The following is a 16,408-nucleotide window of genomic DNA, read 5'->3' on the forward strand; positions in this document are numbered from 1 at the left end:
TAATAGTGGTTCAATACAAGTGAATTTGCATTAAATAAAATGTGTATTTCTTTTTATTTTAATTTTTTGATGGTGATGTTACAGAAAGTATATTTACTTACAAATACAGTATTTTTACTATTGTGTAAAATTGTAGTATGTAAATAATAAAAGATTGATTATAAATTTTTAATTAAGTTTAATGGCTTTTTTAGTTGATGTAAATGATTTGTGTTTGCTTGGGTACGATTATGCTTTTTCTCCTGTGTATCAATTTCCAAGAGTTATTTTTGCTGATGATGAAATGAGCATTAATAAAGATAATGCACAACAGGTTTGTCATTTTATAAATTCAATGGCATTAACCTATCGATGGAAAAATTTTGATTTAAAAGGTGCTCACTTACTCGAACGTATTATTGTAGAAACTGCTCCCAACGAAATTTACCAATATGTGCATTTGAAAAATTGGATAAAAATTAATTATTACGAACAATTACAACAATTTAGGTAAAGGAGCTTAAATAGGTTCACCAATTAATTTTCTGATGGCAACGCTGGCAGTTACAGCACCAAAAACAGCAGGCATGTATGAAATAGTTCCGTAAGCAGATTTTTTGTAATTGCTGCCATCCGTTAACATCAAACTTTCTTTACGGGGTTTTTCAGGCGAAAAAACACAGGTGATGCCTTTGTATATTTGATGATTACGTTTGAGCGTTTTACGTATTTGTTGAGCAAAAACACACTCATTAGTTTTTGAAATATCGGTTACTTCCAGTTGGGTGGGGTCAAGCTTGGCACCTGCCCCCATGCTACTTACAATAGGGATACCTTTATGAAAAGCTGTTGACAAAAAAGTAAGTTTTGGTGTAATACTATCAATGGCATCAATAATAAAATGAGGCGGATTTTTTAATATATCATCTACCAAAGTTGGTGTTACAAATGATTGTACTACATGCAAGGTAATTTCGGGGTTTATGGCTTTTAAACGTTCTGCCATTATTTGAGCTTTGGGTTCGCCATGGTTGGTAGCTAAAGCAGGCAATTGTCTATTTCTGTTGGTTGGGTCAACAACATCACCATCAATGATGGTCATTGTGCCAACACCACTCCTTGCTACAAATTCAGCAGCGAAGGAACCTACACCGCCTAACCCTACTACCATTACATGACTATTAGCTAAACGTTGTACAGCATCTTTACCTATTAACAAAGATGTTCTACCAAGCCACGAAAAATCTGTCATCATAACCAATCAATATTTTTACCGAAAACGGTCGTTGCATTTTGTTGAATGTGCAAACTAAATACATTTAAATCAATATTAAAACGGTACGCAGCTAAATCATACATTTTTTCAATGCTGATAGCAGCATCATCAGTCTCAACAAAAATATTTGAAAGTGGTAATATTGATAATTCACCCACTGCATATTTTGTGATGGCTTTTCCAAAAGAAATGTAAAAACCTTGTTGCACTAAATTTTGAGCTAGTGCCACTGACTTATTAAAGCCATGAAAAATAACGGGCACTTTATTTTGTAAAATAGTGAGTTGCTGTACCACTTCATTAAATGCCCTCACACAATGAATAATGAGTGGCTTTTGTAATTGATTGGCTAACTGCACATGTAAAGCAAATACTTTAAGTTGTTGTTGAAGTGGGGTAGTCACAATTTTATCTAAACCAGTTTCGCCGATAGCAATTACATTTAATTGATTTGCTGCGCTTTCAATAATGTTCCAAGTAGTTTCCCAATTAGTATCAATATACCAAGGATGTAAACCTACCGAGCAATATGGGTAATTTTTTACGAGATGAAAATCTTTGTAAAAATTATACACAGCAGCTTTTTTTAAAGTACTTTCTTTCGAATGTGTATGAACATCAAAAAACTGATTGTTTGCCATTACTGCTAAAATAATGCTTTTATTTTATCCGGTTTTTAAACCATTCAACCTGTTAATTTTGGTTTAAATACAGTAATTTATTTCAACTACGAAAAACTACGTGTATTTTTGAAATCTAAACTATTTGAATAATGAAAATTTTATTGTTTTCGAGTGTGTTAATGGTGAGCACTGCATTGTATGCACAACCAAAATTAGTGAGCCAGGCAACCATTACAACATCAACCAATGTTATTGCGCCAGAAGATGAAGATGTATCGCAAATACAAAACCAAGGTGGTGGTGGATTTAATTTCAGAAATTTTGGAGATGGTGAAACAAAATCGACTACTTATGTAAAAAACGATTTGGTAAAAACAGTGTTTAAATCAGAATCGTTTAGGGGTGTTGTTTACAGAGATAATGCCAAAAAAGTAACCCATACCGTTTTTGAAATTATGGGTAACAAACAAGGTATAATTGCTAGTGATGAAGACCAGGCAGATATGCGTAAGCGTATGGATAGTATGATGAAAGCAAGAGAAAATGCTGATACCAACGCTACCAAAAGAGTACGAACTGTAGATGTATCTTCAACCATTACCTATGTAGATGAAACCAAAAAAATTGCTGGTTACAATTGTAAAAAAGCATTGATTATTACCGATCGTTTTATTTCAAAAGATACCTTGGTGGTTTGGTATACACCTGAATTAAAGTTCCCTAATGTATCATCAACAGGTGGTACTAGTGGGTTTGGTAATTTTGGTAATCAAAGTGCGAATAGTTTTGACAAAATTGATGGCTTTGTAATGCAATACCAACGTAATATGCCTCGTGGTCGTGTTATGGAAGTTAAGGTTACTAAAATTGATATTGAAAAAGAATTAGCTGATAAAGAATTTGAATTACCTAAAGATGTAGAGTTTAAAACTATGAAAGAAATGTCTGGCGGAGCCGGTGGTCAACAATTTAGATTTGGTGGTGGTAGAAACTAATTTAGAAAAATGTATGATAAAAATAAAGGGAGCTATACGGCTCCCTTTATTTTTTATATTATGTGTAACTAGTACAAAACGCTTAAAATTTTTTTTCAACAATGCAGCAATTGCAACAATTGTTTTATCTCTATCGAGTATCTAGATGTATTTTATATTTTTTGATCCGTAACTTAAAACTACCTATGTTAATACACATAAATAGTCCCCCCCACAACAATCAATTTTAATTATTAACGCTAACTTTTTTTAAAAAATAAATAAAATGAAAAATACTTTTCTATTAGCAATTATATGTTTGTTAATTACTATTAAAGGGAACTGCCAGCTAACAAAAGGAAACTTTTTAATTGGAGGAAACGCAAGTTTCAGTTCTACCAAATTTAAAAATACTTAACAAGTAATTATACGCTAACTGAACTAAATATTTTTCCAAATATTGGTTATTTTTTTGCCGACAAATTTGCCTTTGGCATCAGACCTGGTTACTCACTCACAAGAAGCAATTTTGGAAACACAAAATCAACTTTTGAAAATTTTTTAATTGGCCCCTTTGCTAGATATTATTTTCTTGAAAAAGATAAGAGAATAAATATTTTAAGTGAAATAAGCTACCGAAACATAACCACAAAATCACCTGAAAACGCTAAAACAAATATAAATGGGTTTTCATTTTTATTAGGCCCAGTTTTATATTTTAATTCGAGTGTAGGTATGGAGTTCACATTAGGTTATTCTACAGCAAAATATTCAAAAGAACTTAGTAATAATAGCTTACAAGTTGGTATTGGTTTACAAATTCATTTAGAAAAATAACCTTTTTTATCGGTTGGTATACCTATCAACCAAAATATAAAAAAGGGGCTGCCTCATACTTATGAGACAGCCCTTTTTTTATGTTAATTGCTATTAAAACTTCAAACTTTTCCTTACTGCTTCAAACTCATCTCTCTTTTTCGTATTTCCTTTATAATCGTACAATTCTACTAAGTAACCAACTACTTTTAATTGTGTCAATTTTTCTTTGGTTTTTATGGTTGCGGCTTTATCTGTATAATATTTATTAATTTCTTCACCTAATGAAACTGTTTTTTCAAAATAAGTATTCATTAAAGCTGTAAAATCTTTTTTCTTTTTTAGTTCTTCTGGCTTTGTTGTTTTAGTTTCTTTTATTGAACTTGCTTGTGAGCTATAAAAAACGGTTAGGTTGTAATAGCTATCATCTAACAATACTTTTGCAGATACATCACCCGCTGGTTCAGCTGCAATTGCAGATTTTAACACCTGCTCTAATTTATTTACCAATTCAATATCAACAGATTTAATTTCATTAGTGAATAATAAATTATACACCACAACAGCATAGTTGTAGTCATTAACGAAATTATTAGGATCTTTTACATAGTTTTCTTCATACTTTGCTAATATCGCTTTGCTATCGCCAGATTGTTGAATTCTGTCTAATTCAATATCATTCCAAAGCGAATTGGTAGGATAAGCTGCTTTTGCTTTAACCATAAATGCGTCTAATGTATTATAATCTTTTTTGCTGTTATAAAACTGGGCTAAAAACTCGTATACATTTTCATTCTCTTTATCTGTAATGTTAGCATCAACAATTTTTCTATAGTTTGCAATTGCATTGGCGGTATCGCCTGCATTTAAGGCTGCTGCGGCAATATTCTTTACCAAAGCTGTATCAAATTTTGAAAGTTTAACTTGCTCGTTTGTATATCCCTTACTTAAAATGTAGTTTTCAACATCTTGTGACTTTTGAAAAGCACTGTAAGAGTTTGCAAAATCTTTATTATTAAAAAATTGGGCACCGATATCATAAAAACCAAGGTATAAATCAAAGTAAGATAAATAAAACTCTGACTTTAAACTAAAATCTAGTTTATCTAATGCTTGGTTTTTTCTAAAAGCATCGTACGAAATATTTTTTAAATTGAATGCATCCATTGGTGCAGTTCCAGCAGTACGAGATAATGAATTGTAAATTCTTCCTTTATAGTAATAACCTAATGCATCTTTTTCATTTTTAGGGGCAGATAAAAATTTATCAATCTCTGTTTTGGCCTCGGCAAACTTTTGTTTATCCATCATTTCACCAATTTTATCTAAAGACTGCGAAAACGCAACTGCTGAAGTAAAAAGTGAAAAGCCAACAATAAAAACTTTTTTCATCATATTATCTTTTGTTTTTTAGAACGTTAAAGTTATTAGTTTATATGCAAATGATGCAATTTTTTGTTGTTATGCATAAATAATGCCTATCCATATTTTATATGGTGTTAAAGATGTTAAACATTATTTTTACACTCTTTTTATAATAGTTTGATAAGTAAAGAAACCATACAGCAAATACAAAACCGCATCGATATTGTTGAAATCGTTGGGTCGTTTGTAAAATTAAAACGCCGAGGTGCTAATTATCTGGGTCTTTGTCCGTTTCACAACGAAAAAAGTCCCTCATTTACAGTATCTGGTGCTAAAGAAATTTACAAATGCTTTGGTTGTGGTAAAAGCGGTAATACCATTAGTTTTTTAATGGATTTAGAAAAGTACAGCTATGTTGAGGCACTGCGTTGGTTAGCAAATAAATACGGTATTGAAATTGAAGAAACCATTGCTTCGCCTGAAGTAAAACTACAACAGCAAACTTCTGAAAGTTTGTATGTCATAAACAATTTTGCTCAAAAGTTTTTTACTACAGCGCTTTTTGAAACAGATGAAGGAACTGACATTGCACTCAGTTATTTAAAGGAACGTGGTTTTAGAGAAGACATAATTAAAAAATTTCAACTAGGTTATAATCCCGAAGCTGGCGATGCCTTTGCAAAAGCTGCCACATCAGCACAATACAACCAAGAGTTACTGCAAAAAAGTGGTTTGGTTGTGTTGAGAGAGGAACGTTTAAGAGATAATTATCGTGGTCGTATCATTTTCCCTATACACAACCAAAGTGGTAAAGTGTTGGGCTTTGGCGCAAGGCTTATCAAAAAAAATGACAAAGCGCCTAAATACATCAACACCCCCGAAAACGAAATCTATGTAAAATCAAAATTACTATACGGCTCATATTTTGCCCGTATGGCAATTGATAAAGCCGATGAATGTTTGCTGGTAGAAGGTTATACCGATGTGGTAAGTTTACACCAAGCCGGTATTGAAAATGTTGTGGCTAGTGGCGGTACATCGCTTACGCCAGATCAACTGAGGCTCATAAAAAAATATACCAATAACCTTACAATCATTTATGATGGCGATGGGGCTGGCGTAAAAGCCGCCATGCGGGGGCTAGATTTGGCATTAGAAGAAGGCCTCAATGTTCGTTTGGTATTAATACCTGATAATGAAGACCCCGATAGTTACGTAAACAAAATAGGTGCTGCTGCATTCAATGAATTTATTGCCAATAATAAAAAAGACTTTGTAATTTTTCAACTCGGCCAATCTTTAGTTGAAGCCGGTAACGATTCAGTTAAAAAAGCAGCCATTGTAAATAGAATGGCTGAAACTATTTCGAAAATTACCAAAACCGAGCATTTTACTAAACGACAAGATTATGTAAAACAAGTTGCTGCTTTATTAAAAATTGAAGAGGCTGGCTTGAACGATTTGGTAAATAAATTTATTAGAGAAAAAGTTCAAAAAGATGATAATAAAACCAATGCTTTTGAACAACAACCTCCAACGACTTCTTTGGATGATGATGCGGCTGCACTTGAACAGTTACAGCAGGCCGAAAGCCTCTTTAATAAAGATGATTTACAAGAAAAAGCAATCGTTAGAAGTTTGATAGAGTTTGGCTTAAAACCTTGGGATGAGCAACAAACAGTAGCGGAGCATATTTTTAAAGAAATGGATGATAACGAGTTGGAACACTTAATGGAAAACCAACAGTTGGTCAATATTATTCATTTATACCGACAAAAATATGTTGCAGGTGAATCACCTACTGAAAAAGATTTTTTATACCATCAAGATAATAATATTAGTCTTTTAGTAATCAGTGTAATGGAAAGCAATACTGAAATAAGTGCCAATTGGGCTAAGCATTATGAAGGTAAAATTTTTACAAGGGAAGATTTGTTTAGGGAAGAAGTAACATCTACCCTAGCCTATTTTAAACTGCGAAAAATTAAAAAACTAATTGATGAAAACCAACGTGAACTTGAATTAGCTACCAACGAAGCTGATCAATTTTTATATTTAAAAACACATATTGCCCTCAAGCAAGAAGAACAATTGATTACACAAACTTTGGGCACAGTAATTTTTAAATAACTGCTTACCATATCTTTATCATCAATAAATGGCATTAATTAATTTTATACAAACAATTATTCATGGATAGCATATTACAAAACGGCACACTTATTTTAACAGTCATTATTTTAACAGGTTTGGTTTATTTAATTAGAGAAGTATACTACCTCAAATTATATATTAAAAACACCAATACCGAAGCAAAAAAATTACAATTTTTAGCCTACGAACGTTTGGCCATGTTTGCTGAAAGAGTAGGTTTAAAAAACTTAATTAGCAATGCAGAAACGTATGGAGAAAGCGCCGCAGTAATGCACGGTGTACTTATACAAAATATTAAAGCCGAGTATGAATATAATGTGAGCCAGCAAGTATATGTAAGTAAAGAAGTATGGGCAGCTGTTACAAAATTGAAAGATCAAAATATTTACATCATCAATCAATTAGCTGCTATGTTGCCACCTCAAGCCAATTCGCTTGATTTGAGCAAACGTATTTTAGAATATACCATTACACAACAACAAGAGTTGAATGTAATTGTACAAGAAGCTATTCAAATAGAAGCGAAGCAAAAACTTGATGCCTTATCATAATACCTACCATTAAAGTATTACAAAAACCAAACAATGAGCGACCGTAACATTATAACCGATGCAGGTTTAACAATCAACGAACTATATACAAAAGATAATACCAACATAACCGATCATTCATTACCAGGCGAATTTCCGTTTACAAGAGGTGTACAAAGTAGCATGTACCGTGGTAAACTGTGGACCATGCGTCAATACGCAGGTTTTTCAACAGCAGAAGAGAGTAATAAAAGATACCATTATTTACTTAACCAAGGCGTAAGTGGTTTAAGTGTTGCGTTTGATTTACCAACACAAATTGGTTATGATAGCGACCACCCTTTGGCAGATGGTGAAGTAGGAAAAGTAGGTGTAGCTATTGACAGTATTGAAGATATGGAACGTTTGTTTGAAGGCATTAATTTAGAAAACGTTTCTACCTCAATGACGATTAATGCATCAGGTTTTATTTTATTAGCCTTATATGTGGCATTAGCCAAAAAACAAGGAGCCGATTTAAAGAAAATTTCTGGCACCATACAAAATGATATTTTAAAAGAATACGCAGCAAGAGGTACTTATATTTATCCGCCTAAAGCATCTATGCGTATCATTACTGATATTTTTGAATGGTGTAGCACAGATGTTCCAAAATGGAATACCATCTCTATTTCTGGCTATCATATTCGTGAAGCAGGTAGTACTGCCGTACAAGAAATAGCTTTTACCCTTAGCAACGGTAAGGCATATGTGAAAGCTGCTTTGGAAAAAGGTTTAGATATCAATGTTTTCGGTAAACGCCTCTCCTTCTTTTTTAATGCACACAACGATTTGTTTGAAGAAGTGGCTAAGTTTAGAGCAGCTCGTAGAATGTGGGCCAAAATTATGAGAGACTTAGGCGCTACTGACGAAAAAGCAATGATGCTTCGTTTTCATACGCAAACTGGCGGCAGTACATTAACAGCACAACAACCATTAAATAATATTTGTAGGGTTACAATACAAACACTTGCTGCAGTAATGGGCGGCACACAAAGTTTACATACCAACGGGTATGATGAAGCCCTTAGTTTGCCAACAGAAGAAGCAGCTAAAATTGCCCTACGTACCCAACAAATAGTAGCTTTTGAAAGTGGTGTACCCAATACCGTTGACCCATTAGCAGGAAGTTATTTTGTAGAATCACTCACCAACGAGGTTGAAAAAGCAGCTTGGGAACTTATTGAAAAAATTGATGCAATGGGTGGTAGTGTGGCAGCTATTGAAGAAGGTTTTATGCAAGAGCAAATTGCAGCTAGTGCTTACCAATACCAAAAAGATATTGAAAATGGTACAAAAATAAGTGTGGGTGTAAACAAGTTTCAAAGTGAAGAAGTAAACAAAACACCTGTTTTTAAAATTGATGAAAGTATACAAAAATTACAAACAGATAAATTAGCAGCATTACGCAGCAGAAGAGATAATGAAAAGGTAAATGCATGTTTACAGCAGTTAGAAACTGCCGCAAAAGGTACTGAAAACCTATTGCCCATTGTGGTGACTGCTGTTGAAAATTATTGTACACTAGGCGAAATAGCTGATACATTGCGTAACGTTTTTGGAGAATACAACGCATAAAAATTAAAATTTACCAATCAAATGAAGAAACTTTTTTTTAGTTGGATGTTGTGGGCTGCTGCTTTGCAAGCAAATGCACAGGTGGTTGATTTGAGTAAGCAATTTAAAAACATGAAACCCCGTGCCATAGGGCCTAGTGGCATGAGCGGACGTATAACTACCATTGATGCTTTACACCAAAATACCAATACAATTTACGTTGGTGCAGCCAGTGGTGGTGTTTGGAAAACTGAAAACGCCGGTAACGATTGGGCACCCGTTTTTGATGAGCAGCCTATACAAAATATTGGTTCATTAGCCGTTTGCCAAACAAACCCAAGTATTGTATGGGTAGGTACAGGCGAAGGTAACCCTCGTAACTCTGTCAATATTGGCGAAGGCATTTACAAAAGTATGGATGCTGGTAAAACATGGAAATGTATGGGTTTAGAAAAAACTCGTAACATCCATCGAGTTATCATCGACCCAACAAACCCAAATATTGTGTACGCAGGTGCCATCGGCAATCCCTTTGCGGCACATAGTGAAAGAGGTGTGTTTAAAACGACCGATGGTGGCGAAACATGGACTAAAGTTTTGTATACCAACGATAGTAGCGGTGTTGCAGATATGATCATGGATAGTAAAAATCCGAATAAAATATTTGCAGCGATGTGGCAACACAATCGTACCCCATGGAGTTTTAGCAGCGGCGGTAAAGGCAGCGGCTTGTATGTTACATACGATGCTTGTAAAACTTGGAAAAAATTAAACGGCGAAAATGGTTTACCAACAGGCAATTACGGTCGTATTGGTATTACACTTTGTCATGATATGCCTAACAGAGTATACGCCCTTATAGAAAGTACTAAAAGTGCTTTATATCGTAGCGACGATGGTGGCGTTAATTGGGTAAAAGTAAATGACGACCCTGCTTACACTGCCAACAGAAGTTTTTATTTTCAAGATGTAATTTGTGATCCTCAAAATGAAAACAGGCTTTGGCTAATTAATCAAATTGTGAGCATGAGTGAAGATGGTGGTAAAACTTTTAAAACAGTTATCCCATACAACGGTATTCACCCAGATCATCATGCTTTTTGGATAAACCCACTCGACCCTTCATTTATTATTGATGGTAATGATGGTGGTATTGGTATTACCAGAGATAAAGGAAAAAATTGGTTGTTCGATGAGAAATTACCCGTTGGTCAATTTTATCATATTAATGTAGATGATGCTACGCCATACAACGTAATGGGTGGTATGCAAGACAATGGCAGCTGGCGTGGGCCTGCATACACTTGGACGAAAGGCGGTTTAAAAAACTACTATTGGGAAAGTCTTTGGGGTGGCGATGGTTTCGATGTTATGCCCGACCCAGAGGATAATAATTGGGTATATGCAATGAGCCAAGGTGGCAATGTTGGTCGCTACAATATTGTAACTGGCGAATCGTGGGATATTAAACCACCAAGTGTAGTTAATACGGTAAATAAAGATAGGTTACGTTTTAACTGGAATGCAGCCATTGCTCAAGATCCTTTCGATAAAAAAACGATTTACTTTGGTAGCCAATTTTTACATAAAAGCACCAATAAAGGCGCCAGTTGGGTAACACTCAGCGGCGATTTAACTACCAATGATAGTGCAAAAATTGACCAATCAAAAAATGGTGGAATTAGCATTGATATTACTGGTGCAGAAAATCATTGTACCATTATAGCTATTGAACCAAGTAAAATCAATCAAAATGTAATTTGGGTTACTACTGATGATGGTAATGTACAATTAAGTAAAGATGGTGGAAAAACATTCACCAATTGTTCACCTAAAATAATAGGTTTACCTAAAGGTGCTTGGTTGCCTCAAGTAAGGGCAAGCCGCTACAATGCAGCAGAGGCTATGGTTGTAGCCAACGATTATCGTAGAGGTAACATGGCTACTATGGTATTTAGAACTACTGATTATGGTGCCACCTGGACCAACATCTTGCAAAATAAAAATGTAAAAGGCTACGCATTAACAGTATTACAAGACCCTGTTGAGCCTAACTTAATTTTTGTAGGCACAGAGCAAGGTCTATGGATCAGCTTCGATAATGCTAATACGTTTCAACAATTTAAAAATGGTTACCCAAGTGTAAGTACTTATGATTTAGTCATACAGGAAAGAGAAGCTGATTTATGTATTGCTACTTTTGGTAGGGCTATTTATATACTTGATGATATTAAACCATTAAGAAAATTAGCTGCACAAAAAGGGCAAATCAACAAACCTTTTATGTTGTTTGGTAATACTGAAGCTTATCAACTAACGTTTAAAAATGCGCCAGGCTATGAGTGGAGTACTTGGGGTGTTTGGGATGCTACCAATAAAAGAACAGGGGCAGCATTGAACTTTTATGCCATGCCGCAAGCAAAAACTGATACTGCTAATAAAGCTAAAAAAGAACCTAAGTTAGATACCCTTTTGGTAAAAATATATGATGCCAATAACCAACCAATTCGTTCATTAGAATTTGCGGTGGATTCTGGTTTCAATAAAAAATACTGGAGCATGAACGAAAAAGGTTTTAGAGCCATTGGTTCAGAAAAACCTAAACCAAATGCACCGGAACCAAGCGGTGATGATGTGTTACCAGGTACTTATAAAGTGGTGTACACTTTTAATAAAATGGTTGATTCAAATTATGTTACTGTAAAGGCTGATCCTCGTAAGCCTGATAATACGGCTATTGTAAAAGCTCAAAGAGCTTTGGCAAATACGTTACGAACGACAGGTGCTACTTTAACTACAGGTATTGATCAATTAAATGATGCCGATGCTATTGTAAAAAAAGTAGAAGCACAATTAAAAGATATTGAAACGCCTATTGCTGATAGCATACGTAAACAAAGTAAAAAAATAAGTGAACAAATTAAAGATATCAAAGACTTTGTAAGCGGCAAAAAAATTGAACGCCAAGGTTACGGGCAGTTACCACAAGAAACTGTATTAACGGCCTATAACGAAGCCTTAGGTAACATCAATGAAAAAACAGTTGCACCGGGTGAGCAAGAAATTGCGTTGGTAAATAAAGCAACAAACAAGATTAACGAAGCCGTTAAAAAGATAAATACCTTTTTCAACAGTAATTGGAAACAATACCAACAGTTGGTAGAAAACAATAAAGTAAACTTGTTTAAAGAGTTTAAGGAGTTGTAATTAATACGGCTCAACTAAAAAAAGGCTTACTCATCATCATTGAGTAAGCCTTTTTTTAATGCGTTTTTTATAAATTGTTTTTGATAGTGGCGGTTACGCCTGTTCTTTTTAGCGTCGGCTCTTTTTGCATTTCGTTTGTCAACAACTATTTCGTTGAGCCTGTTTAAATCATCTAAACTTTTAATGTCGTTGGTTGAATTTCGCTTTGCCATATCCTCATTTTTTCAATCTAACAAAATCAAACTTAATACAGTAATTACTAGTGTGCAAAATCTACATCGTAATTACCTTTAATACGCTCCATTGAAGGGTTAAAATAGCCAAACTTCACATTCGGAAATTCTTCATGTATCAGTTCAAGCATTTGTTTCATTCCCATACATTCACCGGTATCAGTAACATTAATTTTACCTAAATACCAATCGGGGTCAATATTAAAATTACGCCATTGAATCATATTCAAATCTGTATCAATGATCAGTTGTCGTAGTGCTTCATATTCTTCAATGCTATCCGTCATACCGGGGAAAACAAAGTAATTAATACTCGTCCATGCACCGTAACTTTTAGCCACTTTTAAGCTCTCCACAATATCTGCAAAAGTATAATTATTAGGTCGATAATAAGCAGTGTAAATACTTTCTCGAGCTGAGTTTGTACTCACACGTATGCTGGTTAAACCTGCTTCACACAAGGCTTTCACCGCATCAGGCTTACTACCATTGGTATTGATATTGATGCTGCCTTTGGGTGTATGTTTACGAATTTCAATAATTGATTCTCTTATGGTTTCCCACATTAACAAGGGCTCCCCTTCGCAACCTTGTCCGTAACTAATAATAGGATACGGAGCTGTTTCTAAATGCGGCACTGTAAACTCAACAATTTCAGCAGCGGTGGGCTTAAACGTTAAACGATCTTGTGTGCTAATAATCGTTTCTTCTTCTGGCTGAAAACTAATGCAACCGATGCAATTGGCATTGCAAGCTGGCGATACTGGTACAGGGCATTCCCATCTGCCCAACGCTAGGTTTCTTGCTGCCGGACAAGTATATGTCATGCAACAATTATCCATTAAATGTTTCACCAATCGGTTGTGGGGGTATGCTTTTAAAAGATGTTGGGTACCATCTTCAATGGCATAATCGTTATAACCTTTATTCTCTTGTCTTATATCTTGTTCAATTCTAACAGCTGGTACATACAATTGCTCATTTTGCCAACCTGCTGCGGTATAGCAAAATAGTGGCAACGTTGGCGCATCAGGCATGGTTTCATAAGCAGCAATGTACAAGCCCGTATGTGCAGGCGGTATAAAAGCTGCTACTGCCCAACCTTTTTCACAAATACGCATTTCACCTGTTTGTACATCAATACCAATACCACGTCGGCCCGGTAATTCATACAATTGACCACCTTCTGGCAACAAAATCCATTCATCGGTAGGTATTGGCAATGCATCCCAACCACTACGGCCTACTACATAAAGGGTTTCATCTTCATAAATACCACCTTTACCATCAGAATACATTAAAAAAGGAGATGTTGTTAAACTCATGCTGCAAAATTAAGGTTATTGTTACTGTGGTGTGTAGTTAGCGTTAAGGTTTCATTTGTACAATACACCAATCATTAAAACTAGCTGTATTTATAGGTGCAGCAATAGCGGCATCAATATGAAATTGTAGAAACTGGTTATTTTTTAAATCGATGGTCAGTATATCATCTTTCAACAATACACTTTCCACCTCATTCCATGCATATTTTTTTGTTGGAAAAGATGGATAAATGATACCCTCTTTTGTAAATTGTATGGCTGTTTTTCTATTAGCAAAAAAGCCCATCAATGCAAAAATTGCTAACATACCACCCATAAAAATATTACTCCAATAAACCCATAAAACAGCGCTTACAAGCAATGCAAAGGCAATAGCGATATTATGTAAATGCTTTTTATTGAGTAAGTAATACAACCAAGGCACGGCATTTAAGGCCAAGCCTGCTATGGCAAATGTTGATGTGGTGGTGGTAGCCGCTCTTAAAAATACATAGCCGAACCCTAAAAAATTTAAGGTGAGCATAATGAACAACACCAATTTATAACTTTTGGTTCGGTCGTTTGGTATTTCAATGCTATACTGCGTCACTCACTTTTGTTTGACTGGCCGTTAATAAATTACATAATTTGTACAGCACTCTAGCGCCTACGTTTTCATCCCACTCATTTTGGCTTACACCAACTTCATTCAAATCGAAACCAATGATATTTTTACCTGCCGCATGCATTTTTTTGAAGAGATAAAAAATTTCTTGAACTTCAAAACCGCCATGTACTGGCGTACCTGTGTGTGGGCATAATTTCGGGTTCAGCCCATCAATATCAAAACTGATAAAAATATTATCAGGCAATACTGCTACAATTTCATCAACTATATTTTTCCAAAGTTCACCTTCGTACAAACGCTCTTTAATGTCTTTATCAAAAAAGGTTATTACCCTTTGGTTAGATGATTCCATGTAAGCCAACTCTTCATCGCAATAATCTCTTATGCCTACTTGTACCAATTTTTTAATTTGAGGTATTTCTTCCAAGGCATTGTACATAATGGATGCATGCGAATAATTAAAGCCTTCATAAGCTTTACGTAAATCCATATGTGCATCAATTTGTAAAATGGCAAAGTCGCTGTACTTTTCACCAATGGCTTTAAATAAGCCTAGTGGTGTGCTATGGTCGCCACCTAAAACAGCCACCAATTTATCAGCTGCTAAAATATCACGGGCTTGTTCATATACCCAGTTATTTAAAAACAAACTACCCTCATTAATATCTCTCAGGGTTTTGCACATAAACTTGTTAGCTGCTACTTCATCGCCTTGTGATATATAATTAATGTATAGCTCTGCTTCTTTGCGTAAAAAATCACTTTTGGTTAGCACCTTTCTATCAAGTGGTCGCATAAAAAAACCCTGTTGCCATACATCTGTATACTCAGGGTCAAACAAATCAACCTGTAAACTGGCTTTAAATAAATGATCGGCCACCCTTGCAGTACCTGCATTGTAACTAACGGTTACTTCCCAAGGCACGGGAATAATTACCAAACGAGACTCTTCTTCTGAAAAAGGTAAACCAAAAATATTATTGTTGGGGTTCCCTACTGAGTTAGGGTCAAACTGCGACAAAGTTGACATGATGCTGTTCAAATTTTGGCAAAGATAGGGAGCGAAAGATGAATTTAAAAAATGCAGGCGTCATTTAACTTTTACTGATGCTGCCAACTGTTAAAATGCTTAAAAATTTCTCTTATCGCATATTAAAAATATAAAATTGATTCAAACACATTGTCAAGTACATGTGCAATTGAGTTAACTTTGCAACATCTTTTTTTAAGATGTTTGTTTGGTAGTATTACAAAATGTTACACCGTTTTATTGAACATCCACAAAATAGCTTTACATGAAAAAAACACATATCATTTTATTAGTAGGTATAGCAGCATTAATTGTAGGATTATTATCATACTCAGCTGATTTTTCAACTTACGATAGTATCACCTCTGCCCAAAACAAACCGGGTAAATTTGTGCATATTATTGCCAAGCTTGATAAGGCGCAACCTATTGAATACGATGCTATCAAAAACCCCAATTATTTAAGCTTTTATGCGGTTGATAGTTTGGGTGGTAAAACAAAAGTTATTTTTCATAACAGCAAACCTGCTGATTTAGAAAAAAGTGAACGTTTGGTAATGAAGGGTAAAATGCAGGCTGATCATTTTGAATGCAGTGATATTTTATTGAAATGCCCTAGTAAATATAAAGATGATGAAAAGCAACTTCAAAAAGAAGTAACCAACCAAACGAGTAAGAACTAATTTTGAGATAT

General features: G+C 34.8%; 14 protein-coding genes. 7 read left to right on the plus strand and 7 right to left on the minus strand.

Annotated elements, in window-relative coordinates:
- Positions 1–181 precede the first annotated feature (181 nt).
- The gene (locus ACFOWM_RS01845; RefSeq protein ID WP_379706269.1) at positions 182–493 is read left to right on the plus strand and encodes a hypothetical protein; all 312 of its coding nucleotides are present in this window, start codon (positions 182–184) and stop codon (positions 491–493) included.
- Positions 494–499: 6 nt separating this feature from the next.
- On the opposite strand, the gene ACFOWM_RS01850 is transcribed toward ACFOWM_RS01845, so the two are convergent.
- Entirely contained in the window at positions 500–1,234 is a 735-nt protein-coding gene (locus tag ACFOWM_RS01850; protein ID WP_379706272.1) for a tRNA threonylcarbamoyladenosine dehydratase, read from the minus strand.
- On the minus strand, positions 1,231–1,896 hold the full coding sequence (locus tag ACFOWM_RS01855) for a TatD family hydrolase (RefSeq protein ID WP_379706275.1): 666 nt from the start codon (positions 1,894–1,896) through the stop codon (positions 1,231–1,233). Before ACFOWM_RS01855 ends, ACFOWM_RS01850 begins: the two co-directional genes overlap by 4 nt.
- A 131-nt stretch (positions 1,897–2,027) precedes the next feature.
- Between ACFOWM_RS01855 and ACFOWM_RS01860 the strand changes: the two genes are divergently transcribed.
- Complete coding sequence (locus ACFOWM_RS01860) at positions 2,028–2,873, plus strand: DUF4412 domain-containing protein (RefSeq protein WP_379706277.1); 846 nt, start codon at positions 2,028–2,030, stop codon at positions 2,871–2,873.
- Positions 2,874–3,782: 909 nt separating this feature from the next.
- Here ACFOWM_RS01860 and ACFOWM_RS01865 read toward each other — a convergent pair.
- Positions 3,783–5,063 carry a hypothetical protein gene (locus ACFOWM_RS01865; protein WP_379706280.1) on the minus strand — a complete coding sequence of 427 codons (1,281 nt, stop codon included), beginning with the start codon at positions 5,061–5,063 and terminating at the stop codon, positions 3,783–3,785.
- A 147-nt stretch (positions 5,064–5,210) separates the two neighbouring features.
- On the opposite strand from ACFOWM_RS01865, the gene dnaG reads away from it, so the two are divergent.
- The 4 genes from dnaG to ACFOWM_RS01885 all read left to right on the plus strand — a co-directional run bounded on the left by dnaG (position 5,211) and on the right by ACFOWM_RS01885 (position 12,520).
- A complete protein-coding gene (gene dnaG, locus ACFOWM_RS01870; protein ID WP_379706282.1) occupies positions 5,211–7,163 on the plus strand; it encodes a DNA primase in 1,953 nt (650 codons plus the stop codon).
- A gap of 62 nt (positions 7,164–7,225) precedes the next feature.
- Entirely contained in the window at positions 7,226–7,738 is a 513-nt protein-coding gene (locus ACFOWM_RS01875) for a DUF7935 family protein (RefSeq protein WP_379706285.1), read from the plus strand.
- A 33-nt stretch (positions 7,739–7,771) separates the two neighbouring features.
- Positions 7,772–9,334, plus strand: a complete 1,563-nt coding sequence (locus ACFOWM_RS01880; protein WP_379706289.1) for an acyl-CoA mutase large subunit family protein — start codon at positions 7,772–7,774, stop codon at positions 9,332–9,334.
- Positions 9,335–9,355: 21 nt separating this feature from the next.
- A complete protein-coding gene (locus tag ACFOWM_RS01885; protein WP_379706292.1) occupies positions 9,356–12,520 on the plus strand; it encodes a WD40/YVTN/BNR-like repeat-containing protein in 3,165 nt (1,054 codons plus the stop codon).
- Positions 12,521–12,546: 26 nt separating this feature from the next.
- Here ACFOWM_RS01885 and ACFOWM_RS01890 read toward each other — a convergent pair whose 3' ends face one another.
- The 4 genes from ACFOWM_RS01890 to ACFOWM_RS01905 are packed head-to-tail and all read right to left on the minus strand — an operon-like array spanning position 12,547 to position 15,715.
- The gene (locus tag ACFOWM_RS01890; protein ID WP_379706295.1) at positions 12,547–12,732 is read right to left on the minus strand and encodes a hypothetical protein; all 186 of its coding nucleotides are present in this window, start codon (positions 12,730–12,732) and stop codon (positions 12,547–12,549) included.
- Positions 12,733–12,779: 47 nt separating this feature from the next.
- Positions 12,780–14,078: a radical SAM protein gene (locus ACFOWM_RS01895; protein WP_379706298.1), complete on the minus strand. Its 1,299-nt coding sequence runs from the start codon at positions 14,076–14,078 to the stop codon at positions 12,780–12,782.
- 43 nt (positions 14,079–14,121) lie between these two features.
- Positions 14,122–14,667 (minus strand): hypothetical protein, encoded by a 546-nt coding sequence (locus ACFOWM_RS01900; protein WP_379706301.1) that lies wholly within the window; start codon positions 14,665–14,667, stop codon positions 14,122–14,124.
- Positions 14,654–15,715, minus strand: a complete 1,062-nt coding sequence (locus ACFOWM_RS01905) for an agmatinase family protein (RefSeq protein WP_379706304.1) — start codon at positions 15,713–15,715, stop codon at positions 14,654–14,656. The genes ACFOWM_RS01900 and ACFOWM_RS01905 overlap by 14 nt, the downstream gene beginning before the upstream one ends.
- A gap of 265 nt (positions 15,716–15,980) precedes the next feature.
- Between ACFOWM_RS01905 and ACFOWM_RS01910 the strand changes: the two genes are divergently transcribed.
- Positions 15,981–16,397, plus strand: coding sequence for a cytochrome c maturation protein CcmE domain-containing protein (locus tag ACFOWM_RS01910; RefSeq protein WP_379706307.1), 417 nt, complete (start codon positions 15,981–15,983; stop codon positions 16,395–16,397).
- Positions 16,398–16,408 lie beyond the last annotated feature (11 nt).

Source organism: Ferruginibacter yonginensis, assembly GCF_042651465.1.
GTDB lineage: Bacteria > Bacteroidota > Bacteroidia > Chitinophagales > Chitinophagaceae > Ferruginibacter > Ferruginibacter yonginensis.

Coding starts and splice junctions, on each gene's coding strand:
- ACFOWM_RS01855 (WP_379706275.1), bottom strand. CDS start 1,896: ATGGCAAACAATCAGTTTTTTGATGTTCATACACATTCGAAAGAAAGT.
- ACFOWM_RS01880 (WP_379706289.1), top strand. CDS start 7,772: ATGAGCGACCGTAACATTATAACCGATGCAGGTTTAACAATCAACGAA.
- ACFOWM_RS01875 (WP_379706285.1), top strand. CDS start 7,226: ATGGATAGCATATTACAAAACGGCACACTTATTTTAACAGTCATTATT.
- ACFOWM_RS01845 (WP_379706269.1), top strand. CDS start 182: ATGGCTTTTTTAGTTGATGTAAATGATTTGTGTTTGCTTGGGTACGAT.
- ACFOWM_RS01850 (WP_379706272.1), bottom strand. CDS start 1,234: ATGATGACAGATTTTTCGTGGCTTGGTAGAACATCTTTGTTAATAGGT.
- ACFOWM_RS01895 (WP_379706298.1), bottom strand. CDS start 14,078: ATGAGTTTAACAACATCTCCTTTTTTAATGTATTCTGATGGTAAAGGT.
- ACFOWM_RS01890 (WP_379706295.1), bottom strand. CDS start 12,732: ATGGCAAAGCGAAATTCAACCAACGACATTAAAAGTTTAGATGATTTA.
- ACFOWM_RS01910 (WP_379706307.1), top strand. CDS start 15,981: ATGAAAAAAACACATATCATTTTATTAGTAGGTATAGCAGCATTAATT.
- ACFOWM_RS01865 (WP_379706280.1), bottom strand. CDS start 5,063: ATGATGAAAAAAGTTTTTATTGTTGGCTTTTCACTTTTTACTTCAGCA.
- ACFOWM_RS01860 (WP_379706277.1), top strand. CDS start 2,028: ATGAAAATTTTATTGTTTTCGAGTGTGTTAATGGTGAGCACTGCATTG.
- ACFOWM_RS01885 (WP_379706292.1), top strand. CDS start 9,356: ATGAAGAAACTTTTTTTTAGTTGGATGTTGTGGGCTGCTGCTTTGCAA.
- ACFOWM_RS01905 (WP_379706304.1), bottom strand. CDS start 15,715: ATGTCAACTTTGTCGCAGTTTGACCCTAACTCAGTAGGGAACCCCAAC.